The sequence below is a fragment of the Bacteroidota bacterium genome, from assembly GCA_016711505.1.
Taxonomy (GTDB): domain Bacteria; phylum Bacteroidota; class Bacteroidia; order AKYH767-A; family 2013-40CM-41-45; genus JADKIH01.
Map to the genome: position 1 here is coordinate 54,478 of JADJSV010000009.1, position 23,188 is coordinate 77,665.

Genomic DNA, 23,188 nt, shown 5'->3' on the forward strand with positions numbered 1-23,188 from the left:
TTTTTCGACCGACATACCGATAATCTTTTTATACTTTCGTTTCCTGAAAGTTATGCATCTCGATCAACCAAAAGAAGGCAATAAACGCCTCCGCTCCTCTTATGCTTCCTCCATAATCAGCGTTTCGCTCGTGCTGTTTATGCTGGGTTTGCTTGGTTTATTGATTTTAGATGCAAACAAGATCTCTGACTATGTGAAAGAACACATTCAGTTGAATGTCTATTTACAGGAAAATGTCAGTCAGCAAGACTTAAATATGTTTCTACAGGCTTTGAATGAATCAGATTTTGTTCGTTCAGCCAGATATGTTTCCAAAGAAGAAGCCCTTGACAGTCTGAAGAAAGAACTCGGCGAAGGTGCAATGGGTATGATCGATAATAATCCATTGCCGGCTACGATTGACATCAATCTGAAAGCCAGCTATGCCAATCCTGATAGTCTGAAACGAATCAAAGACCAGCTTTCTTCCATTCGTCTGGTTCAGGAAGTAGCATATCAGCAGACGGAGATCAAGAAGATGAATGAGAATTTCAGGACAGTTGCAATGGTCATTCTGATCTTTTGCGGATTGTTACTTTTTGTTGCAGTCGTACTGATCAATAATACCATCCGGCTTGCAATGTATTCAAAACGTTTCCTGATCAAGAGTATGCAATTGGTTGGCGCAACAAAAGGATTTATCCGGTGGCCATTTTTAAAGAAAGGATTTGTCCATGGTTTTTATGCCGGCATCATCAGCAGCATTCTCGTTGGGGTCATCATTTATTTTATCCATACCCAGTTTCCCGATTTCGGTCAGCTTTCCGATCTGAAATTGATTGGAATTCTTTTCGGCGGAATGATAGCCATCGGCATTCTTCTTTCGGGATTGAGTACTTTTTTTGCGATCAATCGGTATTTGAGGTTGCATGGGGATGAGCTTTATCTTTGAAATGGTGATTGGTGAGTAGTAAGTGGTGAGTAGCACAGCACGACTTTATAATAACCTGTTTTTCACTGATTTAAGCACCTTTAATAATTGCATATTGTTATTTATTAAATCGTACTGTGCGACTCACCACTTACTACTTACTACTTACTATTTTTCCCTATCTTGCGACCCGTTAATAGCAAAAAGCAATGGCAAAAAAAGAAACTAAATCGAATCTTGACTTTCCGTTTGGGAAGGAGAACCTGACATGGATGTTTATTGGCATCGGAGTTATTTTTGTGGGGTTTTATTTGATGATAGGTGGCGGTTCAGAGGATCCAAAAGTTTTCAATCCGGAAATTTTCAGTGCACGTAGAATTACTGTTGCACCTGTTTTAGTGATCCTTGGATTGGCGATTGAAGTGTATGCCATTATGAAAAAGAGTAAAGACTAGTTCTTTCACTTTTTTCTAAACGAATTCAACTCAAGAATTGAATTCATTCTATACAATAACAAATGACAATTTTCCAGGCCATTATCTTAGCCATCATTGAAGGGCTAACAGAGTTTTTACCTGTCTCTTCTACAGGTCACATGATAATCGGTTCATCGATGATGGGAATTGCCTCCGATCCTTTCACAAAATTATTTACTGTGAGTATTCAATTCGGCGCCATTCTTTCGGTAGTAATGATCTATTGGAGAAAATTCATTCCCGGAAATAATTTCGCAGAGACGTTTAAGTTTTATAAACGATTAGTAATCGCTTTCATTCCTGCAGCGATAATTGGTTTATTATTCAAGTCAGAGATTAATGCACTTCTGGAGAATGTTGTTGTAGTTGCAATTGCATTACTTGTTGGTGGAGTAATATTTATTCTGCTCGACAAATGGTTTGCATATGCAGAAGAGCGTGGTGAAAATGAACTAAAATCTGACAAGAAAGCATTTGTTATTGGTTGTTTTCAGGTCATAGCAATGATACCGGGAGTATCACGATCAGCGGCAACTATCATAGGTGGGTTGACACAAAAGCTGAATAAAAAAGCGGCAGCGGAATTTTCATTCTTCCTTGCTGTTCCTACCATGTTTGCTGCAACTGCAAAAGATCTTTTAGATTATGTACAGGATGGCGGAGTTGGATTGCAGGGAAATCAGATCATGTTATTAGTGATTGGAAATGTAGTTGCATTTTTTGTTGCACTGTTAGCCATCAGATCATTTGTATCTTATCTCACAAAACACGGATTTAAAATTTTCGGATATTATAGGATCATTGTTGGTCTGGCGATTCTCATTCTTTATGGAATGGGATATAATTTGCAGATCATCTGATGAGTAATTCAACAGACAGAATTATTCTCATTAACAAACCTCTTCGCTGGACTTCATTCGATGTTGTAAAAAAACTGAAGAAGCCTTTGCTTGAAGAATATCGTTTACTTTTTCCTGAAGAAGAACGAAAGCTGATCAAGCGATTTAAAGTTGGTCATGCCGGAACATTGGATCCATTAGCGACAGGACTTCTTGTACTTTGTACTGGTAAGCTGACAAAGAAGATCAGCGAAATTCAGGATGCAGAAAAAGAATATACAGGAACGATAGTCATAGGGTCAACGACTGCATCATATGATCTGGAAACTGAGCCGGAGAATTTCCAAAATTTTGATTTTGTCACTGATGAAATGATAAGAACGCTTGCAAAAAATATGGAAGGAGTTCAACAGCAAACACCACCGATTCATAGTGCGATTAAGGTTGAAGGACGACGAGCTTATGACATGGCCAGAAAAGGAATTGAAGTAGAATTAAAGTCGCGGGAGATCGAGATCCGTGAATTTGAAATTACCCGTATTGCGCTACCTGAGATCGATTTCAGAATAGTTTGTACCAAGGGTACCTATATCCGTTCATTGGCACAGGATTTTGGGAAGAAGCTGGGAACGGGCGGACATCTTTCGGCGCTTTGCAGGACACGCATAGGGAACTATGACTTGAAAAATGCGGTGAATCCACTGGATTTTTTGGCTCAAATAACTGAAAACAAGAACGTTAGTTCCGAATAAAAATATTAGGTCAAATCCTTTACAAGGGGGGTATCGCTGTAGTATATTTGCCGCCCGTTTGGGGTCAGCCTAACTACCCCAACAATTAAAACCAAACTATGAAATTATCCCAATTTAAAGTGAATGTCCCGGACACTCTGATAGCGACCCATCCGGCTAAGAATCGCGAAGATGCACGTTTGATGGTGTTAGACAGAAAGACAGGAAAGATCGAACACAAGCACTTTAAAGACATCCTTGAATATTTTACTGATGGCGACACGATGGTAGTGAACAACACCCGTGTATTTCCTGCACGTCTTTATGGAAACAAAGAGAAGACCGGAGCAAAGATCGAAGTGTTTTTACTTCGTGAATTGAATCGTGAAAGTCGTTTGTGGGATGTGTTGGTTGATCCGGCGCGTAAGATCCGTATCGGGAACAAACTTTATTTCGGTGATGATGATCTGTTGGTTGCTGAGGTGATCGACAATACTACATCAAGAGGAAGAACATTGCGTTTTCTTTTCGATGGTCCGTATGAAGAGTTCAAAAAGACAATTACAATTTTAGGTAACACTCCACTTCCAAAATACATCAAGCGTAAAGCTGAGCCGGAAGATATGGAACGTTACCAGACAGTTTTGCACGTAACGAAGGAGCAGTTGCTGCTCCGACAGCAGGATTGCATTTCAGTCTGCCATTAGTAAAACGTTTAGAATTGAAAGGCGTGAATTTCGCTGATCTTACTCTACACGTTGGACTGGGAACTTTCCGTCCGGTGGAAGTAGAAGATCTTACAAAGCACAAGATGGATTCAGAGCAGGTGATCATCACTCCTGAAGCATGTACTATTGTGAATAAAGCGAAAGCGCAGAAGAAAAAGATCTGTGCAGTTGGAACGACAGTGATGCGTGCAATTGAATCATCTGTATCTACTCAAGGCGAATTAAAACCATTCGACGGCTGGACAAACAAATTCATTTTCCCGCCATACGATTTCAGTGTAGCAAATTGCATGATCACGAATTTCCACATGCCTGAGTCAACATTGTTGATGATGGTTTCTGCTTTTGGTGGATATGATAATATCATGAATGCATATAAAGTAGCTATAAAAGAGAAGTATCATTTTTATAGTTATGGGGATGCGATGTTGATTATCTGATCGAGCTTTTTAATTAGATATTTGAAAATATAAAAGGGATTAAGGTGCGATGCACTTTAATCCCTTTTTATTTTGACGGAAATCATGCTTAAGATAATGTGGATGGCTTTCTATTTTTATTGGTAGGTGATTCTCTTGTCGAATTAACAAGCATTGTCTGTAACCCCGGCAGGAATGTCGCTTGACAGGTTACTGGTTTGAAAGAGCTTTCTTAATTTCCGCTCAACATTCCGCCTAGCGCGCAGGGTATTTACAAATTTATTCCATGGTGGAAGTTAACCTATATATAATATCAAACGCGCGCATAAGAAATTGGTAAATGCCCTGCACGCTAGGCGAATGTTAAGCGCAAGCTTGTATGCACTTTCAATAAGTAATACATCAAGCGTCATTCCGCCGGGGAATAAGGTACAACGTTTAAAAAAACAAAGGGGCTTAAAATGTTTTTACACACCTTAAGCCATTTAATATTTGTAAATTTAAATCGAAGCAATTCCCCTGCTAAGCGAAATATTGAATCCATCAACTCTCTCCTTTCCATTCCAATTGAAAAACTCGTAACATGATAGGCGGAATATTGAGCGGAAATTAAGAACACACTTTCAAATTAAGGGCATCATCAAGCGGTATTCCGCCGGGGAGTTTGGAAGTATTCAGTTAAAAAAAATATTTATTCCATGCATGTGTGACAGTGTATTCCTAATTCCCCGGCGGAATACCGCTTGAAATTTTCCTGGCATGAAACCGGCTACTTAATATCCGCTCAATATTCCGCCTATCATTGTACCTTTTATCAATTTCGAATTCGCAAATGCATAAATTACAATTCCCCTCCCATGCGTCCTTAGAAACCAAAAAGTTCCCCTTCGGGGATGACGATTGCGCGTGTAAAAATTGATGAGAGAAAAAAAGAAAAAGTTGCGCCTGCGGCGCAACTTTTTCTTTTTTTCTCTCATCATTATATGACTTTCCGGCCGTCACCCCCGAAGGGGAACTTTTTGGTCTCTGGAAGATTTCGTGGTCATCTATTGGTCAATGTTATCCATTATGTATTTAAAAGAGTATTAAACAAAAAAAATGGTTTAAAATGCAAAGCATCTTAAACCATTTGAAGCAATTCGAATCACGAATTACAATATTATTATGGAAAAATACCCAACGACTGATAACTCACGCCAAGCTTTCTGATCCCGCTTACAAACGCTGCAGTACGAAGGTCTTCAATTCGCTTATCCGATTTTTTTATTTCGCGGATCTCGTTGAAAGCGGAGATCATTGTTTCTTCTAATCCGGAACGGACAAGATCGATTTCATCAGCACCGTGTGTAATCACTTTTCTCTGGCGGGAATCAAGACTTTTTCCGGTCATCTGTTCAACAGACTTTATCATTTCAAGTGTTGAGGTTTCCTGGAAACGTTTTTCCATTCTTCCGAAACGGACGTGAGAAAGATTTTTCAGCCATTCGAAATAGGAAACTGTCACACCACCGGCATTCAGATAAAGATCCGGAATGATCATTACGTTTTTCTTGTTGAGGATGATCTCTGCGTTTTTTGTTACAGGACCATTGGCACCTTCAGCAATAATTTTTGCTTTGATGTTTGGTGCATTCTCTCTTGTGATCTGGTTTTCCAATGCTGCAGGAATTAAAATATCGCATTCCAGTTCAAGCATTGCCATTGCATTCTCATAATTCTTCGATCCCGGGAAATGAAGGATACTTCCTTTTTCTTTTCTGTGTTTGAAGAGTTCTTCAATGTCTAAACCTTTGTCATTGTAAACACCACCTTCTCTTTCAATCACACCGATAACTTTCGCTCCACCTTCCCTGGCAGAATTTTGCCGGTAGAAACCAACATTACCAACTCCCTGTACAATTACAGTCTTGCCCTCGATACCTGTTGTCAATCCAATTTCTTTCATGTCCTCAGCGTGACTCAATGCTTCACAGATGCCGAAGAAAATTCCTTGTCCTGTTGCTTCTGTTCTGCCTTGAATACCACCCTGACCTAAAGGTTTTCCGGTAACGCAACCCAATGCATTTATATCGTCATACTTAAAAGTTGCATACGTATCAGCGATCCATGCCATTTCGCGCGGACCACTTCCGTAATCAGGAGCAGGAACATCTATTCCGGCACCGATCATACTTTTCTTGATCAACTCAGTTGTATATCGACGCGTAATTTTTTCCAGTTGCTTTACAGTATAGTTCTGCGGATTTACTTTGATCCCGCCTTTTGCTCCACCGAAAGGAACATCAACAACTGCACACTTGAATGTCATCAGTGTTGCAAGTGCTTTTACTTCTTCTTCATTCACGAATTCACTGTAACGAATCCCGCCTTTTGTAGGTGTCTTATGATGACTGTGCTGAACACGAATTCCTTCGATCACTTCCAGCTTTCCATCTTTCTCAAGCGGGAAAGAAAATTTATAGATACTGTTACATATTTTTATCTGATGAAGCAGTCCCGGTTCAAAATCCGTCAGGGCTGCTGCTTTATCAAAGTAAGCCATGACGTCATTATAAAACTTCTGGCCATTCTCTAGATCATTGCTCATAGAAAGAGTTATTTTTTTATGTAAAAATAAGTAAGTTTTTAGATTGTGCAACTGACGGTTGTAGGAAGTAATTCAACCTTATTCGTTTATTCGTAATCAGAGATTTGAGAATAGGAATTAGATTGAATACCCGAAAAATTAAAATAGAAAATGCTAGTAATCACAATGTTCAACTAAAAAATAGTGTAGTAATTCTAATGAGTGAAGATTGTTCTTTCAATTAAGAAAACACTAATCCTGACTTTGCTCACGATTTAGTGCATTGAAAATTGAATTGATCAATGCTAAAATGATGCTGAAGAAAAAGGCAGTCCAGAAACCATCAACATTAAAGCCGGGAACAATTTTATCAGCAAGTAAAATAAGGCCGGCATTGATGACCAGTAAAAACAAACCGAGAGTAACGATGGTAATGGGTATTGTAAGCACAACTAAGATCGGTTTTACAATTGCATTGAGCACAGCCATTACAGCAGCAACTAAAAAAGCGGTAACTACAGAATCAACATGAACGCCTTTAAAAAGAAAAGATGCGATCATAACAGCAAGCGTACTTGTAATTAATTGTGCGAGAAGTTTCATGATTGATGTCGATTAAACAGTTAACGACTATTTCAATTTAATATCCTTTACATTCATCTGAATGCTGGTTTTATTATTGAATGTATTTTCATCAAGGCATAACAAATATCGAAAGGAATTTTTTCTCGATATAAATGAAAATGTTGTCCCATCTGAAATGCAATTCCATCCATACCGAAACGTGTGTTCTCGTCTTCAGCAAGATTTAATTTCAGGTGATTGTTTCCTACTACTCTCGACATTCCTGTATCACGTACATTGTCGATACGGAAAACAGGATTCATATTTCCCGGACCAAATGGTGCAAATTGTTTGAGGATATTAAAAAACGCCGGAGTAATTTCTGACAATTTCAGCATTGAATCAATTTCAATTTCCTGTGTCAGACTGTTTTCTTCAATTGTAGAAGCAACAATTTCTTCAAAGCGTTCTTTGAACTTTTCAATATTCTCGATTTTCATTGTCAATCCTGCAGCATACATATGTCCACCGAATTGTTCAAGCAGATCACTGCAACTTTCAATTGCATTATATATATCGAAATCTTTTACAGATCGGGCAGAACCCGTTGCCATACCATTTGATTCTGTGAGAATGATAGTAGGGCGATAATATTTTTCTGTCAACCGGGAAGCAACAATTCCGATCACACCTTTATGCCAGTTTGCATTGAATAAAACTGTAGAGCGACGTCTGGAAAATTCAGGATCTGTCTGAATAAATGAAAAAGCTTCCTGTGTAATTTTCACATCCAGGTTTTTGCGTTCTTCATTATGTTCTTTTATACGAAGAGAATTGGTAATTGCTATTGCAGCATTTTCAGAGATGAGCAATTCAACAGCATGACGTGCATCGTGAATTCTTCCGGCTGCATTGATCCGCGGTCCTATGATGAATACAAGATCATTCACAGTAAGATTATAATGTGGCACTCTGCGGTCATCTTCCGTGACATCTACAAACACAGGAACTTTTTCCATTTCAAGAATGGCTTTTATTCCCAAGCGTGGTTTGTAGTTCAATTGCTTTAATCCGAAATGAACCAGCACACGATTTTCTCCTACAAGCGGAACGATATCGGCAGCAGTACTGATTGCTACCAGATCAAGATATTGTTCAATTTCTTTAAAAGGAATTTTATGTTTCTGCGCATATCCTGAAATAAACTTGAACCCGATTCCGCATCCTGAAAGTTCGTCGAACGGATAAGTATCATCAGCACGTTTTGGATCCAGTACTGCAACAGCATCCGGCAATGTATCGCCCGGACGATGGTGATCGCAGATAATAAAATCGACACCCATTAATTTTGCAGCATGTACTTTATCGATTGATTTGATCCCGCAATCAAGTGCAATGATCAATTTGAAATCATTCAACGCTGCGTATTCAATTCCGGCAGTTGAAACGCCATAACCTTCTTTGTAACGATCGGGCAGATAGAAATCTACATTTTCATAAAAGCTTTTGATGAAAGAGTAAACCAAATGCAACGGCAGTTGTTCCGTCAACATCATAATCACCATAGACTAAAATTTTCTCATTTCTTGCAATGGCTTCTTCTAAACGAATAACAGCCTTGTCCATATCGGTCATTAAAAAAGGATCATGCAGATCCGTTACCGAAGGCCGAAAGAAAAGTCGGGCCTGATCAAATGTGGTGATCCCGCGACGAACCAGAAGATTAGCAAGAGTCTTGTTAATGTTCAGTTGCGAAGCGAGCGCACTGACCTGTTCCGGTTTCCCGTCAGGTTTCAATGCCCATCTTTTCTCACGAATTTCCACGTCTATCATACTGGGGTGCAAGATAACTAAAATGCACCCTTAAAATTAAGTTAACATTAAAAAGAAACATACAAGATGTGGTGTATAACTCCAAACGATTGGTGAAATCATTATTTAAAGGGCAAAAAATTAAGTTTTCACTCTTAAATTATCATGAAACTTTCATCATTCATTATCCTCATCATCTGCTGTATCCGCATCCACATCATGCTTAAAATTCTTTCCGGCAACAACGATTACTATTTCACCTTTCACTGTTTTTGCAGCGAAATGTTCTTTGCATTGCAATAAAGAACCGTGATAATTTTCTTCAAACATTTTAGAAATTTCCTTGAAACTCCTGCTCTTCTTTCGGGACCAAATATTGTTATGAATTGATCCAATGCTTTAACAAGTCGATAAGGTGATTCATAGAAAATCATTGTCCGTTCTTCTTCCCGTAATTTCTCCAGTCGTGTCACGGCCTTTTTCTGAGGTAAAATCCTTCGAACGTAAATCTGTCTGCAGGCAAACCGGAATTTACCAAAGCAGGAACAAAAGCAGTCGGTCCGGGCAGTGTTTCCACTTTGATACCATTGCGAATGCATTCTCTTACCAATAAAAAACCGGGATCTGAAATTCCGGGAGTTCCGGCATCAGTAACTAAAGCAATTGTTTCACCGGCAGCAATACGGTTCACAATATCAGCAACGATCTTATGTTCGTTGTGCATGTGGTATGACTGCAAACGTTTATCGATTCCAAGATGTCGCATGAGATTTCCACTCACGCGCGTATCTTCCGCTAAAATAGTATCGGCTTCTTTTAAGATCCGGATTGCCCGCAGCGTAATATCTTCTAAATTACCTACAGGAGTTGGAACCAGGTAGAGCCCTGTTTTTTCCATTATCCAAGATAACGTCTTTCCACTATATCCATGAACAGAGAAGCAACAGAAGGTTGTTTTTCCCAGTTATAATCAAGCGAAATTGTTTTCATGAATTCCTGAGCTTTATTCGAAGAGCCGCATGTATTCAGGTGTTCAACTGAAGAATTGTATTTCTGAGAATCACCATTAAAAAGCTGGTTGATGAATTGAAATTTTTCATTGAGTCCGATCGCTGCTTTCAGATCTTTAACAGGAACTTTATGCAAGTGATCAGAAACACTATGTGAACTTTGATTCATTGCAATCCGGTCGGCCAGTGTTTCATGGTCTTCGAATTTATGTGCTATAGAAGGCGAAGAAGCGAACATCTCATGCAGATCCGAATTTGATTTTTTCAGGTGATTGATCTCAGCTGCGTTTTCTGATTTAGAAATATCAGCCATTAATTTATCCATTGAAATATGACCATTTGTTTTCCGGAACTTCAACAGGCGCTTCACTGATCTCTTCTTTCCGGATCGGTTCAGGAGTTGAGGGAACATTCGTTGCTGCAACAGGAATATTTTCTTTCACTGAAGGAATTTCAGGAATGATTTCAGAAGTATGATTTGCAACAGGAGAATTAGGAATCACATTTGCCGGAGCCGGATTCGCAGGGAAATTCATTTTCATTTCCGCTAAATTGGAAACCTGCATTTCATTAAGTAGCTGAAGTGCATTCTGATAATTAAGTTGAAGTGCTAATTCATAAACTTTACGAATTTCAGCTAAAAAAACATCCATTTCAGCAGCAGGAATTGCCGAAGAATGTGCTTGCATGGAACGATGGAGGTCTCTGAGTCTTTCAGTCGAAAGAATCAATTGTTGATGAAGAATAGGGCTTTGCATGGGAATTCTAACGGAATATTCTGTAGGATGTTGTGGTTTTGGTAACATATTTCGGAGGCACGGTAGGGTAAAAGGTCAAGGGTCAAAGGCCAAGGGTCAATCGTTTCAATTCAAAGTTTGAATTAATTTATACAAAAAAATTATTACTTAATTAAAATTAGCACTTTATGAAAGACGAGCAGTATTGACCTTTGACCCTTGACCTTTGACCTTAATTTCGTACGTTTACGGCTCCTAAAAACCTTGTATGTTCCTCGAATCCCTATACGCCCGTGAAGTCCGAAAAGGTCATATTGAAGTGGTTTGTGGATCAATGTTTTCGGGGAAAACGGAGGAATTGATCCGTCGGCTGAAACGTGCAAAAATTGCCAAACAGAAGGTGGAGATCTATAAACCGAGAATTGATACCCGGTACGACGAAGTAAATGTCGTTTCTCATGATTCAAATTCCATTCACTCCACACCTGTAGATTCAGCAGCGATCTTATTATTGGCCAACGATGTCGATGTAATTGGCATCGACGAGGCGCAGTTTTTTGATGAAGAATTACCGGGTGTTTGTCAGGTTTTAGCAAACAGAGGTATTCGTGTAATTATTGCCGGACTTGATATGGATTTCCTTGGAAAGCCATTTGGTCCCTATCCCTACTCTGCTTTCTATTGCTGAGTATGTGACGAAGGTTCATGCTATCTGCATGAAGTGTGGAGAGCTGGCAAATTATTCGCATCGGACTGTTGCCGGAAAATCAAGAATATTATTAGGAGAGCAGGAAAGTTATGTACCACTTTGCCGTCATTGTTTTAATCAGGAAAGAAAAGAGAATCATTAATGAGCGAAACCACTTATAGCATCAATCAGATTGCAGTGGTTACAGGCGGACAGTTGATCCTGAACTGTCCTGGGCAATCTGAAATCCGAAATCTACTTACCGACAGTCGCAGAGTTCTTGTTGCAGAGAGTGCATTATTTTTTGCAATAAAAGGTGAGCGACACGATGGACATAAATTCATAGCCGATCTTTTCAATCAAGGTGTCCGCAATTTTATCGTCAGTGAATTCACTGACGAATTCAAAGACCTGAAAGCAAATTTTGTTGTAGTTGATGAAGCATTGAAAGCAATGCAGCAGTTGACTGCTCATCATCGTCTGAATTTTTCATATAATGTAATTGGCATCACAGGAAGTAATGGAAAGACCATCGTTAAAGAATGGCTTTACTCAATTGCTTCGTGCTGATCTGAATATTGTCAGAAGTCCAAAGTCGTATAACTCACAGATTGGAGTACCGCTATCAGTCTGGGAAATGCAGGAAGAACATCAGCTCGGAATTTTCGAAGCCGGAATTTCTATGCCCGGTGAGATGAAAAAACTGGAAGCGATCATTCATCCGACGATTGGAATTTTTACAAATATCGGTTCTGCCCACGATGAAAATTTCAAAAGTGAAGCAGAAAAAGTTCATGAGAAGCTGGAACTTTTTTCCGGAGTAAAAACTCTGATCTACAATAAAGATTATACGACCATTCATGAAAGTATTGCAACATTTCCTTTCAGAGAAAAAGACATTCAGATTTTTACCTGTTCAAGGAAATCGCGCGCAGACTTGCAAGTTGGTCGTGTAACAAAAAGTAATGACGATACTGAGATTCAGGCCGTCTATAAAAACGAATTCATCAATATTACTATTCCGTTTACTGATGATGCATCAATAGAAAATGCAATTCATTGCTGGTCGTTAATGCTGGTGATGGGATTTGATCAGGAAGTGATCATGGAACGCATGCACATGCTGAGTCCGGTTGCAATGCGTCTGGAAATGAAGACAGGAATCAATAATTGTTCTGTGATCAATGACAGCTACAACTCTGACATTGGTTCATTGACGATTGCATTGGATTTTCTCAATCAGCAGAAGCAACACGATACAAAAACATTAATTCTATCCGACATTTTACAAAGCGGAAAGAATGAAGAGAATTTATACAAAGAAGTTGCCGACTTATTACAGGCAAAGGGAATTCATTCGTTAATTGGCATTGGGCCGGCTATTTCGCGTCAGGAAAAATATTTTCCATGGCGAAAAAGTTTTTCCGTTCGACCGACGATTTCCTCCGCGATTTCAGTCCCGGCGATTTCCGTGATGAAACAATTTTATTGAAAGGCGCACGACTTTTCGGATTTGAAAAAATTTCAAAAGTGCTTCAGCAAAAAGCGCATGAAACTGTTCTGGAGATCAATCTGAATTCTATCATTCACAATTTGAATTATTATCGTTCAAGGCTGAAGCCACAGACAAAGATCATGGCGATGGTTAAAGCCACATCGTATGGCAGCGGTAGTTTTGAGGTAGCGAATATTTTACAATTCCATCATGTTGATTATCTCGCTGTAGCCTATTCAGACGAAGGAGTTGATCTGAGAAAAACAGGGATCACACTTCCTATCATGGTGATGAATCCTGAAGTGATGAATTTTGAAATGATGATGAAATATCGTCTTGAGCCGGAGATCTATAATTTCCGTCAGCTCAATCAGCTTTCAGAAGTTTTAAAGAAGCATGTTGGCGAACCTTTCAAGATTCATTTGAAACTGGATACAGGAATGCATCGGTTAGGGTTTGAAGAAAGAGAGATCAACGAATTAGTTGTTCGTCTGAATAACAATAAGCATTTACACATTCAATCTATTTTCAGTCATCTTGCTGGTAGTGATGAAGCCGAACACGATGGATTTACAAAACTTCAGGTCGATCGTTTTAAAAAGATGAGCGATGACATTATGAAGAATTTTAATTATCCGATCATGCGGCATATTCTGAATTCATCGGGTATCCTCCGCTTTAGTGAAGCGCAGTTTGAAATGGTGCGATTAGGAATTGGCATGTATGGATTTGCTGCTACACCGAATGAACAAAATCATTTGGAGCAAGCGGCTACTTTAAAGACAACTATTTCGCAGATAAAAAATGTTGCTTCCAATGAAACGATAGGTTATTCGCGCAAAGGAAAATTAAAACGCGATACCATCATTGCAACAGTTGCAATTGGTTATGCTGATGGGATCAATCGACGTTTAAGTAATGGTGTCGGGAAAATGTTGGTGAATGGAAAACTTGCACCGATCGTTGGAAATGTTTGTATGGATATGTGTATGCTTGATATAACCGATATTCCTGCGAAAGAAGGTGATGAAGTGATTGTATTTGGAACTGATTATCCGGTTACTGAAATGGCAAAGGCTACGGGAACGATACCGTATGAGATACTAGTGAATGTTTCGCAGAGGGTGAAAAGGGTTTATTTTCATGAATAGTTTTGGAATGCGGATTGCGGATTGCGGAATTAGGGGTCTTGCAAAAAGGTTTTATATTGAAAAGCCGTTACAAGTAATTTTTTAAAACACTAAGTTCACTAAGTTTTTAGCACTAAGAACACAAGTGAAGAGAGTTCAACTTGTGCTCTTAGTGCTAAAAACTTAGTGATCTTAGTGTTAAAATTTTTTGATACTAGAAGAACTTCGGCATCCTATTATAATGCCTTGCACGCTGACCAAGTTTGATCAGACTAACATAAGTAAAGTTGATTTCAATTGCGCTTGTTGAAGCTGCAGAATTTGAAAGTGAAGAAACATTAGAATCATAACTCAAGCCTAGTCCGACGGAATTGTATTCGAAGCGGGCAACCACATTCACTGCATCATTCCAACGATAGAATCCGCCGAGATAGAAATAGGCTTCTTTCTGATAATTTGTATAGCGTGATTTGAATTGAATTTTATTCTTGAACAAACCACCGAACATTAATTCTTTTTGAGGACCCTGAGACATGAAGATTGCTTTTGGCAAGATCCACATGTATTGTTCTTTATCGAGACTGATCTCGCCACTTGAATGAATAGTTATCTTTCTATTGAGAGGAGCATCTTGCTTTAAAAAGAAACTCACATTCGGACTACCGATATGTGCCATTGAAGCACCGATGTTGAAGAAATTCGAACCATCAGGAACATAGTAATAGTTCACACCGGCGTTGAAATCGAGATATGAGAATGTTTGCAGCTGAATGCTTTCTCCTGTTAATGTGAGTGGATCATAGCTATCACCATTCCATTGTTCATCCCATGTAGCTTTAGTAAGATCGAGTGACTGCTGATTGAGTCCGGTTTGAAAGCCGATCGTGAAAAACTGATCACCTTGATCAGTTAAACCCTGAGTATAAGACAATGAACCCTGGAACAAAGTTGATTGATATCCTGCTTCACCGGCTTTATCCTGATTTACCAATAAACCAATACCAAAGAAATTACTTCCCAGCGTACCTTTTCCAATTGGTGCATCAGCAGAAACATGGATGGTCTTATAACCATTTCCCAGACCTGACCATTGACTTCTGTAAATATTGCTAAGTCTGAATTTCCCGTCGAACACACCAGTGAGGGCAGGATTAACAACTAAAGGAGCATTATAAAACTGAGAGAAATGGACATCCTGTGCATGCAAAGTAGTTGCAACCTGCATTGCAAAAGCAATCAGCACAAGAGTTATTTTCTTAATTGGTAAAATTTTTCGCATTGAAAAATTTATTACTTGCTTATCGAATTAAAGTTACACTTCCCGTCTTACTAACTGAGGATTCATCATCGAAGTTGATAGTGAATACATATGTAAAGACGCCCGGATTAAGATCTTTGCCTTTATAAGTACCATCCCAACCAACAGATTGATTAGTTGTTTCAAATACTTTTTCACCCCATCTGTCATAGATCGTAAAGCGGATACCATAAAGATTATTTCCGCGAAGGAAAAGATAATCATTACGGCCATCACCGTTAGGCGAGAATGCAGTAGGGACAAAGAAATCGTTATTATGCAATATTGTGACTACAACCTGACGGGTTGTAAAGCATCCGAAGCCATCAGAAATTGTAACTACGTAAACGGTAGTTTCAAGAGGAGAGGCAATAGGATTTGGTGAAGTTGCGCTGTCTAATCCGAGTGCAGGTGACCATGAATACGAAACACCACCGCCGGCATTCAGCTGGTATGAACTTCCCCAATACATAGCAGTATCAGGTCCTACGAATGCAGTTGGAACACTTTCAATTCTTATGAAAGAATATTTTATGATTGTATCAGATCCGTATTGATTCGTGACGATCAATTGAACATCATATAATCCATCGGCAAGATATAATATGCCCGAAGGATTTTGCAGTGAAGAAGTATCAGGTACAGCACCCGGGAACGACCATGACCATGAAGTGAAAGGACCGCCGGCTATTATTTGTCCCTGGAAAGAGAATGGTGTATTTGAACAAGCCATTTGTACCGGAGCGATGAAATCAGCTTCGGGAAGCGGGCACGTGTCTGCTCTTATATATGCGGTCTTGGTGAACGATGCCGTTCCGTATTGATTACCTGCGGTAAGTGTTACATCATACGAGCCAGGTGCACTATAACATACACTTGGATTAGGCAATGTACTTGTTGCAGGCACTCCGCCGGGGAATGACCACGCCCATGTTGTTGCGCCACCTGTAGAAAGGTCAGTGAATGTGATACATTCTCTTTCGCAGATCAATGAATCGCTTGCAACGAAATCCGGATTTGGGGGAGTACAAGCATTTACAAGAATGTAATTAGCCTTCGTCATAGTATCTGCACCTGAAGGTCCACTAACTACTAATATTACAGAATAAGTTCCTGGATTAGCAAAAACAATGTTTGTAGGATTTTGTAACGAAGAAGCTCCGGGAGTTCCGCCTAAGAAAGTCCAGCTATAAGAAGCAGCTATAGTAGTTGTGTCAGCATAAAAATTTACAGTGTCACCTGCACACACAACTGTATCAGATGCAGTAAAATCTGCAATCAATTGTGTAGCGCTATAAACAGCAATGCTATCAATAGCTATAGAATAAAGTGCTTCTCCAACACCATAACCATCATTCGACCATTCAAATCCGATTTGAACTGTTGGATTATTTGCTGCTGAAGGAGGTAGAGCAACTGTATAAACTCCCCATGTTAACGAATCACTATTGCAAACAGAACTTGGAGGAATTCCTGTACCAATTGGAACCCATCCTGAACCACTATTATATTGTAGAGTTGCAGATGCTGCTATAAGATTATCAAGTATGTAGCTGAAAGAAACATAAAGGTCTGCAGCGCCTGTACAATTAATAACGGGAGATTCAACTCTTCTTCTAGTTGATTCAGTTGAATCAACTCCGCCTGGATCATAAATTGCACCACAATCACCAAGAGGACAATTTACCGGAGCTTGATTTGATAGTTCAGAACCTGCAGCATTTCCAATATGTAATGTTCGGTTTGTTTCAGAAGGAGAAGACATGCAGCCAACACGATTACAAGATCCAATCGGTCTACCTGGCTCTGTAGAACTTACATACCATTGATTTGCAAAATTTCCTTGGATTCCAATATCAGTAATCGTCCAAGTACCATAAGAACTTGCAATACTACCTGCATCGCAGACACCGGTCGAATTCGTACCGAAATCTTCAAAGAACACGGGAACCTGCGCATGAGAGTTCACTGATGAAATCAATGAAATCAGCGTAATAAGTAGGAGTCGGTAGATTTTACCGGAGAGTAATTGGAAATCCATACGGTTTAAAAAGCGAGTCAATTTACAATTATTTTGGAAATCCAACAGCATCTCTTTAGTGGTTCTGCATTAATTGATTAGTAAACAAATACAGGTTAAAATCAGTTTTTTGGGCTGCTTTAGTTATTTGTTCTTTGATTTGTTCTTTGTTAACATCTTTCATTCGGTTTCTCCTGATCAGATGCATGACCTTTTCTGTTAGGAGAAAGATCTTTTTTTCATTGTAACCTTCTGATTTAAAATGCTTTTCAATCTGTTCGATGAGTTCGTGAACACCATCGGATTGCGAAGCAATTGTTTTCAGAACGGGAATGGTCCAACCTTCCGTCATAGAATGATGCATGAGTTGCTTCAGACTATTAACTAAAGTATCGGCACCTTGACGGTCGGCTTTATTGACAACAAAGATATCGGCGATCTCCATTATGCCGGATTTCAGTCCTTGTACTTCATCGCCCGATTCCGGCACAACGACAACGACAGTTGTATCAGCCAGTCCTGCGATCTCCACTTCCGATTGTCCGACGCCAACTGTTTCGACGATGACCATATCGAAATTTGAAGAGCGCAGTACATCTGTTATTTCAATTATCTTTTCAGACAAACCACCGAGCGAACCTCGTGTAGCCAATGAGCGAATGAATACGTTGTTGTTGTTGAAATGTTCCGCCATCCGCAAACGATCTCCTAACAATGATCCATAGTTGAATGGCGAAGTCGGATCGACAGCAACAATGGCAACGTTTTTTCCCATCTGCGTCAACTCACGCAACAAAGAATTGATGAGTGTACTTTTCCCCGCACCCGGCGGACCGGTAATTCCAACAACAGGAATTTTTGCAGGTGATAATCCTTGAAGAATAGTTTCCCATCCAGGAAGTTCATTCTCCACCACAGTAATTGCCCGGGCAATCGCTTTACGATCGCCGGATTTTAGTAGTTGGATGAATGCGGATTGTTCCTGAGTCATTTTCGTTTGGCAAAGAAAGGAGAATGATTGGGATGTTTATGGGTTTTGGGGAGAAGTTGTGGGGGAATTTTTTAACAGGGAGAGTACTGTATATATTTATAATTGGAATTGATCTTGGAAAAATTTAATGTCGATATATTTTCTTTTCAAATCAAAAAAAATCTCTTTTTAATTCTTTCCTTGTTTTTATACCCTTTGCGGTATCTTTGAGAAAAATATTACATTCTCATGTGCGACCTCTCCGAGGTCGGGTCATTCCTCGGGGGTCGGGTCGGTCGGGGCTTTGTGCTTTGTACAAATATGCGACCTCTCTGAGGTCGGGTCCGTCGGGGCTTTGTGCTTTCTGCAAATATGCGACCTCTCTGAGGTCGGGTCTATCGGGGCTTTGTGCCTTTTACAAATATGCGACCTCTTCGAGGTCGGGTCCATCGGGGCTTTGTGCTTTGTACAAATATGTGACCTCTCTGAGGTCGGGTCCGTCGGGGCTTTGTGCTTTCTGTAAATATGCGACCTCTCCGAGGTCGGGAGTTTGGAAGATTTCCGGCAACTCATAACCTGTCTACTTAAAAAAAGATTTCAAAAATATTTTTCAATGTTCAATCCGTAGGTAAGCAATAAAGTTTCACGCTTTGTCCGGCTTATTAAATTGTAGTTGAAATCTGTAGAAAAGTTAAGAGACCTGAAAAGTTTACAAGAAAGATTGAGTGTATTTTTTATTATATAATCATTGCCATAATTTAATGACGGTTGATAGAAACCCATGCCATTGACAGTGAGTAAATTTTTGTATTTCCACCGGATATGAAGACGTGAAGAACTTCGGAAAGTTTCATATTCTTCTTTCAGACCTTCACTTGGAATTATATTGCTGTGTTCATAGATGACACCGGTGCTGATATTGATCCTGAAGCTTTCTTTGTCGAAAATATTATAAGCAATTCCAAAACCACCTTGTTCCTGATCATTAATAGCCAGTGAATAGCTTTTAATATAGTTTGCCAGTCCCCAGTAAAAAAAATGCTTGAAAGTCTTGTACAGATTAAAATCCAACGAACTTGAATAATCATTATTAATTTTCTTCGACTGACTTTCGCCATATATCCAGGAGCTGTTAGAGTTCAGAGAAATATCACTTCTGCGAAGTCCATATTTTATTCCATGATTGAACAGATAGTTGGTTCCGTCGTTTGTTGTATTAATATTGCCTGTTGCAGCTACGTTCAGGACATTGTGAATTGAATCATTAAACTGACCGGATGAAAATTCAGAATTTAAAACAAATATAATAAGCAGGAATATCCGGAACATGGAGGCAGAAATTGATTTAGGCAATAAAAATAAATAAAAAACTTTGAGCAAATGTATTTTGAAATTGTGCTACAATTTTTTCTTCTCTGATGAAAAATATTACGTTATCATGTGCGACCTCTCCGAGGTCGGGTCGGTCAGGGCTTTGTGCTTTCTACAAATATGCGACCTCTCCGAGGTCGGGTTCGTCGGGGCTTTGTACTTTCTACAAATATGCGACCTCTTCGAGGTCGGGTTCGTCGGGGCTTTGTGCTTTCTACAAATATGCGACCTCTCCGAGGTCGGGTTCGTCGGGGCTTTGTGCTTTCTACAAATGTGCGACCCTTTCAGGGTCGGCAGTCTGGGGAGTTTCTGACAGTTTAGGTTTTTAAAATTATCACGAAGTGTATTGTACGTTCGCTATTGTTGGGGTGTAGTCTGCAAACTACACCCCAACAATAGCGAACTGACTGGCGACTACATAAAATGTTAGTTCAGTAGCAACCTCACACTTTTCAAATCATTTATCCAAATATAAAAGTGGCAGGACGAAGTCTTGAAATTAAAAATTGTTGTTTCAAAACTTCCTACACAGACTTCGTCCGGGAAAACACGAAAGTAATTTGTTCACAGGCAATGGCTCAACAGTTTTCCTGGCAGAATCACGCAAATGTTTGTGTAGAAGAAAGTCATGAAGTATTGCAGCTTAACTTCTTGCCAATTACCGATTGCTCCTTTTGCTCTTGTACACTTGTGTTCTTGTGTTTAAAAACCTACCGCGAAAGCTCCCTCAATTTCCTGTACTTCAGATAAGTCGACCATGCAGAAATTTTTGCAATCGTAAATCCGGCACGACCATCTAAAAATCCGAAGTGGACGATGTAGTGATGGAGAAATTTTGCAATGGGATTGATGAGAAGTTTGAAGAAGGAGGCTTTCTTTCCCATCTTGAAAAAAGATTTCGCTGCTATATCAGCGAAGTATTCGGCTTGTTTGTAGTGCTCTTCTACTGTGTAGTAACTGTAATGTAAAATATCGCCTTGAAGTTTTCCTGTGTTGGAATCTCCGGTTGTCAGTTCGTATTTGCCGTGCGGATTGACTCCGGCCCACTGCCCTTTTCTGCTGTCCCACAAACGTAATTTGGTATCGGGATACCAGCCACTGTGATGAACCCATTTGCCGCAGTAGTTGGTGAGACGATTCATATAATATCCATCGTGAACAAAATTCTTTTTCACTTCTGAAATTGAATTGCGGAGTTTTTCATCGAGGGCTTCATCGGCATCGAGTGAAAGAATGTGTGGATACTTCGCTTGTGTAATGGCAAAATTTTTCTGCTGAATATGTCCTTCGAATTTATTTTCGATGAATTTTGCGCCGTAACTCAGACAGATCTCTTTTGTTTTGTCTTTGCTGAAGGAATCTACAATTACAATTTCATCTGCAATTCCTTTTACGGAATCCAGACAACGTGCAATATTGTGCTCTTCATTGAAAGTAATGATCACTACAGAAACAGGAGTCATATCTGCGGCTAATGTAGCGATTTTTCAGTGTCTCCTTCGCGGCGTTGATTGTAAAAGAGAATAAAAAATAAACCGACAAATGTTGCTCCCGGTTGAGTCTCTAACGTATCTTCTGTCAGCATAGAAACCAGACAGATGATCAGAAACAAAATAAAAATTGCAGGCAACTGCCGGGCTCTTCTTAATGGATATAAAAGTGCAAACAAAAAATACAGCAGTCCGGGAATACCAAATGCTGCAGCAATTGACAAATACTGATTATGTGAATTCAATCTGTGTGCTTCATCCAACCGTGTATTCATTCGTTCATACTGATTTTCAAACTCCGGTTTCAGATCACCGGTTCCTACACCAAACAACGGCGATGTTTTAATTACACCGACAGCAGCACGCCAGAATTCAAGTCGTTGAGCGACTGAATGTCCACTCGGATCACCGCCTTTCAGCAAATTATCAATCTCCCAGATCACCTGATTTACTCTTGAACGCAGATCCGACATTTTCTGAAAATTGACATTCGGTACTCCGGCTTCTATCGATTGGATTTCATTTTTGTCAGAGAATAAACAGCTGCAGAATCCTTCCGCATTCCTTTACTTGTTAAAAAGCGCACAAGAGTTGCCTTGATGGGTTGCTTTTTATGGTCAAGTGAATCTAAATGGATCTTACTTCTTTCATTCCATGCTTTTTTTAATTCAGGTATACAGAGATAAATATTTACCTGATAGCCATTCTCAAAATTATTGTCATCGAGATAAAAGTCGTATGGATTTCCTTGCGCTGTTTTATCGTTGACGTTGATTACTTCTTGTTTCTTATTATAAAAATCATGGATCAGTCCTGTTACATAAACTGTAATTGTTAATGGAATAGCAACGATCAACACAAATGAAAGTACTTTTTTAACCTTATTACCCGAGATAAGCAGATGATAAATAAGTACACTAACCGTTAGAATAACCAGCACGATCAATCCCGTCAGAGATTCAACAATTACTAAAAAAGCAGCGAACCAGATGGCAAGTAACAAGGCAATAAATTTTGCAACCGGTGTCAGTTCTTTTCTGTAACCAATATAAAACACAAGTGTGCAGATTGCAACACAAGTGAACAATGCAAACCGGATATGCGAAATTTTGTAAATAAAAATATCCCTGATGTCGTAGATGTCTCTGTGAATTATTCCGGTCAATACAGCAATGGCAGAAATCGTTCCTGCGAAGACAGCAAAAACAAATGCGCCCATGATATAGCGGAATTGTTTTTCGGTAAGTTTTTCAGTTCCGGAAATTATTATGGGAAGAAGTAATAAAGGCAATTTGATGCGGAGGTCTTTCATTCCGGCTGCAAGATCAGTTGTCCATAGGATTCCAACCAGATGCAAGAGCCAGATGCCGACAAAAACTACTGCGACTTTATTTGAAGTGAAACGCTTCCAGCGTTCTTTGATATTGCCTTCTAAAAAAAACGAACCGACTAAAAAGAATTGAGAAAGGCTTGTGAGAAATAATGAAACGGGTAATCCGGTGACCAGGAGGGTGAGACCGGTTAGGTAGAGGTAATTAGTTTTGTATTTTAGAAGTGGGGTCAAATGCTGAATAATGCTTATTTATTTCCCGCAGATTTGCGCGGAGTTGCGCAGAATTTCCGTAAGATTTTGTTTTAATGGTTAAAATTTTCTCCCGCAGATCTCGCGGAGCTCGCAGATTTAGCGCAGATTTTTTTTGAGTTATGAATTCTTTGGTCTTCTTCTGTCCAAATAGCTAGACCCATTTTGTTCTTGTTTTTTATTTCCCGCAGAGTTGCGCAGAATTTCCGCAGAATTTTGTTTTGATGTTTAAATTTTTCTCCCGCAGATCTCGCGGATCTCGCAGATTTAGCGCAGAGTATTTTGAGTTATAATTCCATGGTCTTCTTGTGTACTTGTGTTTTGTTTTTATTTCCCGCAGAAAAGGAGCAGAT

At 39.5% G+C, this 23,188-nt stretch carries 15 protein-coding genes and 5 pseudogenes; 7 read left to right on the forward strand and 13 right to left on the reverse strand.

Annotated elements, in window-relative coordinates; genetic code table 11:
* Positions 1–52 precede the first annotated feature (52 nt).
* The 5 genes and pseudogenes from IPL24_11265 (at position 53) to queA (ending at position 4,124) form a co-directional block, all read left to right on the forward strand.
* On the forward strand, positions 53–931 hold the full coding sequence (locus IPL24_11265; GenBank protein ID MBK8364228.1) for an ABC transporter permease: 879 nt from the start codon (positions 53–55) through the stop codon (positions 929–931).
* A 188-nt stretch (positions 932–1,119) separates the two neighbouring features.
* On the forward strand, positions 1,120–1,365 hold the full coding sequence (locus IPL24_11270; GenBank protein MBK8364229.1) for a DUF3098 domain-containing protein: 246 nt from the start codon (positions 1,120–1,122) through the stop codon (positions 1,363–1,365).
* Between the two features lie 62 nt (positions 1,366–1,427).
* Positions 1,428–2,246, forward strand: coding sequence for an undecaprenyl-diphosphate phosphatase (locus IPL24_11275; protein ID MBK8364230.1), 819 nt, complete (start codon positions 1,428–1,430; stop codon positions 2,244–2,246).
* Positions 2,246–2,977, forward strand: coding sequence for a tRNA pseudouridine(55) synthase TruB (truB, locus tag IPL24_11280; GenBank protein ID MBK8364231.1), 732 nt, complete (start codon positions 2,246–2,248; stop codon positions 2,975–2,977). Before IPL24_11275 ends, truB begins: the two co-directional genes overlap by 1 nt.
* Before the next feature lie 98 nt (positions 2,978–3,075).
* Positions 3,076–4,124, forward strand: a pseudogene (gene queA, locus IPL24_11285) (tRNA preQ1(34) S-adenosylmethionine ribosyltransferase-isomerase QueA).
* A gap of 1,141 nt (positions 4,125–5,265) precedes the next feature.
* Here queA and IPL24_11290 read toward each other — a convergent pair.
* The 6 genes and pseudogenes from IPL24_11290 to IPL24_11315 form a co-directional block, all read right to left on the reverse strand.
* On the reverse strand, positions 5,266–6,690 hold the full coding sequence (locus IPL24_11290) for a Glu/Leu/Phe/Val dehydrogenase (protein MBK8364232.1): 1,425 nt from the start codon (positions 6,688–6,690) through the stop codon (positions 5,266–5,268).
* A 231-nt stretch (positions 6,691–6,921) separates the two neighbouring features.
* On the reverse strand, positions 6,922–7,272 hold the full coding sequence (locus tag IPL24_11295) for a phage holin family protein (protein MBK8364233.1): 351 nt from the start codon (positions 7,270–7,272) through the stop codon (positions 6,922–6,924).
* A 27-nt stretch (positions 7,273–7,299) separates the two neighbouring features.
* Positions 7,300–9,066, reverse strand: a pseudogene (gene recJ, locus IPL24_11300) (single-stranded-DNA-specific exonuclease RecJ).
* A 156-nt stretch (positions 9,067–9,222) separates the two neighbouring features.
* Positions 9,223–9,943 (reverse strand): annotated as a pseudogene (gene rsmI, locus IPL24_11305) (16S rRNA (cytidine(1402)-2'-O)-methyltransferase).
* On the reverse strand, positions 9,943–10,380 hold the full coding sequence (locus tag IPL24_11310; GenBank protein ID MBK8364234.1) for a hypothetical protein: 438 nt from the start codon (positions 10,378–10,380) through the stop codon (positions 9,943–9,945). Before IPL24_11310 ends, rsmI begins: the two are co-directional and overlap by 1 nt.
* Positions 10,373–10,861, reverse strand: coding sequence for a hypothetical protein (locus tag IPL24_11315; protein ID MBK8364235.1), 489 nt, complete (start codon positions 10,859–10,861; stop codon positions 10,373–10,375). Before IPL24_11315 ends, IPL24_11310 begins: the two co-directional genes overlap by 8 nt.
* A 199-nt stretch (positions 10,862–11,060) precedes the next feature.
* On the opposite strand from IPL24_11315, the pseudogene IPL24_11320 reads away from it, so the two are divergent.
* Positions 11,061–11,643 (forward strand): annotated as a pseudogene (locus IPL24_11320) (thymidine kinase).
* Positions 11,643–14,126: pseudogene (locus IPL24_11325) on the forward strand (bifunctional UDP-N-acetylmuramoyl-tripeptide:D-alanyl-D-alanine ligase/alanine racemase). The pseudogenes IPL24_11320 and IPL24_11325 overlap by 1 nt, the downstream one beginning before the upstream one ends.
* Before the next feature lie 193 nt (positions 14,127–14,319).
* On the opposite strand, the gene IPL24_11330 reads toward IPL24_11325, so the two are convergent.
* From IPL24_11330 to IPL24_11360, 7 genes are all read right to left on the reverse strand, one after another.
* The gene (locus IPL24_11330; protein ID MBK8364236.1) at positions 14,320–15,384 is read right to left on the reverse strand and encodes a PorP/SprF family type IX secretion system membrane protein; all 1,065 of its coding nucleotides are present in this window, start codon (positions 15,382–15,384) and stop codon (positions 14,320–14,322) included.
* Positions 15,385–15,403: 19 nt separating this feature from the next.
* Positions 15,404–17,443, reverse strand: coding sequence for a PKD domain-containing protein (locus IPL24_11335; GenBank protein ID MBK8364237.1), 2,040 nt, complete (start codon positions 17,441–17,443; stop codon positions 15,404–15,406).
* Positions 17,444–17,498: 55 nt separating this feature from the next.
* The gene (gene meaB, locus IPL24_11340; GenBank protein MBK8364238.1) at positions 17,499–18,413 is read right to left on the reverse strand and encodes a methylmalonyl Co-A mutase-associated GTPase MeaB; all 915 of its coding nucleotides are present in this window, start codon (positions 18,411–18,413) and stop codon (positions 17,499–17,501) included.
* A gap of 576 nt (positions 18,414–18,989) precedes the next feature.
* Positions 18,990–19,721 carry a DUF481 domain-containing protein gene (locus IPL24_11345; protein ID MBK8364239.1) on the reverse strand — a complete coding sequence of 244 codons (732 nt, stop codon included), beginning with the start codon at positions 19,719–19,721 and terminating at the stop codon, positions 18,990–18,992.
* A gap of 752 nt (positions 19,722–20,473) precedes the next feature.
* Complete coding sequence (locus tag IPL24_11350) at positions 20,474–21,226, reverse strand: glycosyltransferase family 2 protein (protein MBK8364240.1); 753 nt, start codon at positions 21,224–21,226, stop codon at positions 20,474–20,476.
* 8 nt (positions 21,227–21,234) lie between these two features.
* Entirely contained in the window at positions 21,235–21,726 is a 492-nt protein-coding gene (locus tag IPL24_11355; GenBank protein MBK8364241.1) for an O-antigen ligase family protein, read from the reverse strand.
* Positions 21,727–21,758: 32 nt separating this feature from the next.
* Positions 21,759–22,817 (reverse strand): hypothetical protein, encoded by a 1,059-nt coding sequence (locus tag IPL24_11360; GenBank protein ID MBK8364242.1) that lies wholly within the window; start codon positions 22,815–22,817, stop codon positions 21,759–21,761.
* Positions 22,818–23,188: the final 371 nt, after the last annotated feature.

What these genes read in the sequence shown, in the direction of transcription:
- IPL24_11265 (MBK8364228.1), top strand. Translation starts at nt 53, where the DNA reads ATGCATCTCGATCAACCAAAAGAAGGCAATAAACGCCTCCGCTCCTCT.
- IPL24_11270 (MBK8364229.1), top strand. Translation starts at nt 1,120, where the DNA reads ATGGCAAAAAAAGAAACTAAATCGAATCTTGACTTTCCGTTTGGGAAG.
- IPL24_11275 (MBK8364230.1), top strand. Translation starts at nt 1,428, where the DNA reads ATGACAATTTTCCAGGCCATTATCTTAGCCATCATTGAAGGGCTAACA.
- truB (MBK8364231.1), top strand. Translation starts at nt 2,246, where the DNA reads ATGAGTAATTCAACAGACAGAATTATTCTCATTAACAAACCTCTTCGC.
- IPL24_11290 (MBK8364232.1), bottom strand. Translation starts at nt 6,690, where the DNA reads ATGAGCAATGATCTAGAGAATGGCCAGAAGTTTTATAATGACGTCATG.
- IPL24_11295 (MBK8364233.1), bottom strand. Translation starts at nt 7,272, where the DNA reads ATGAAACTTCTCGCACAATTAATTACAAGTACGCTTGCTGTTATGATC.
- IPL24_11310 (MBK8364234.1), bottom strand. Translation starts at nt 10,380, where the DNA reads ATGGATAAATTAATGGCTGATATTTCTAAATCAGAAAACGCAGCTGAG.
- IPL24_11315 (MBK8364235.1), bottom strand. Translation starts at nt 10,861, where the DNA reads ATGTTACCAAAACCACAACATCCTACAGAATATTCCGTTAGAATTCCC.
- IPL24_11330 (MBK8364236.1), bottom strand. Translation starts at nt 15,384, where the DNA reads ATGCGAAAAATTTTACCAATTAAGAAAATAACTCTTGTGCTGATTGCT.
- IPL24_11335 (MBK8364237.1), bottom strand. Translation starts at nt 17,443, where the DNA reads ATGGATTTCCAATTACTCTCCGGTAAAATCTACCGACTCCTACTTATT.
- meaB (MBK8364238.1), bottom strand. Translation starts at nt 18,413, where the DNA reads ATGACTCAGGAACAATCCGCATTCATCCAACTACTAAAATCCGGCGAT.
- IPL24_11345 (MBK8364239.1), bottom strand. Translation starts at nt 19,721, where the DNA reads ATGTTCCGGATATTCCTGCTTATTATATTTGTTTTAAATTCTGAATTT.
- IPL24_11350 (MBK8364240.1), bottom strand. Translation starts at nt 21,226, where the DNA reads ATGACTCCTGTTTCTGTAGTGATCATTACTTTCAATGAAGAGCACAAT.
- IPL24_11355 (MBK8364241.1), bottom strand. Translation starts at nt 21,726, where the DNA reads ATGTCGGATCTGCGTTCAAGAGTAAATCAGGTGATCTGGGAGATTGAT.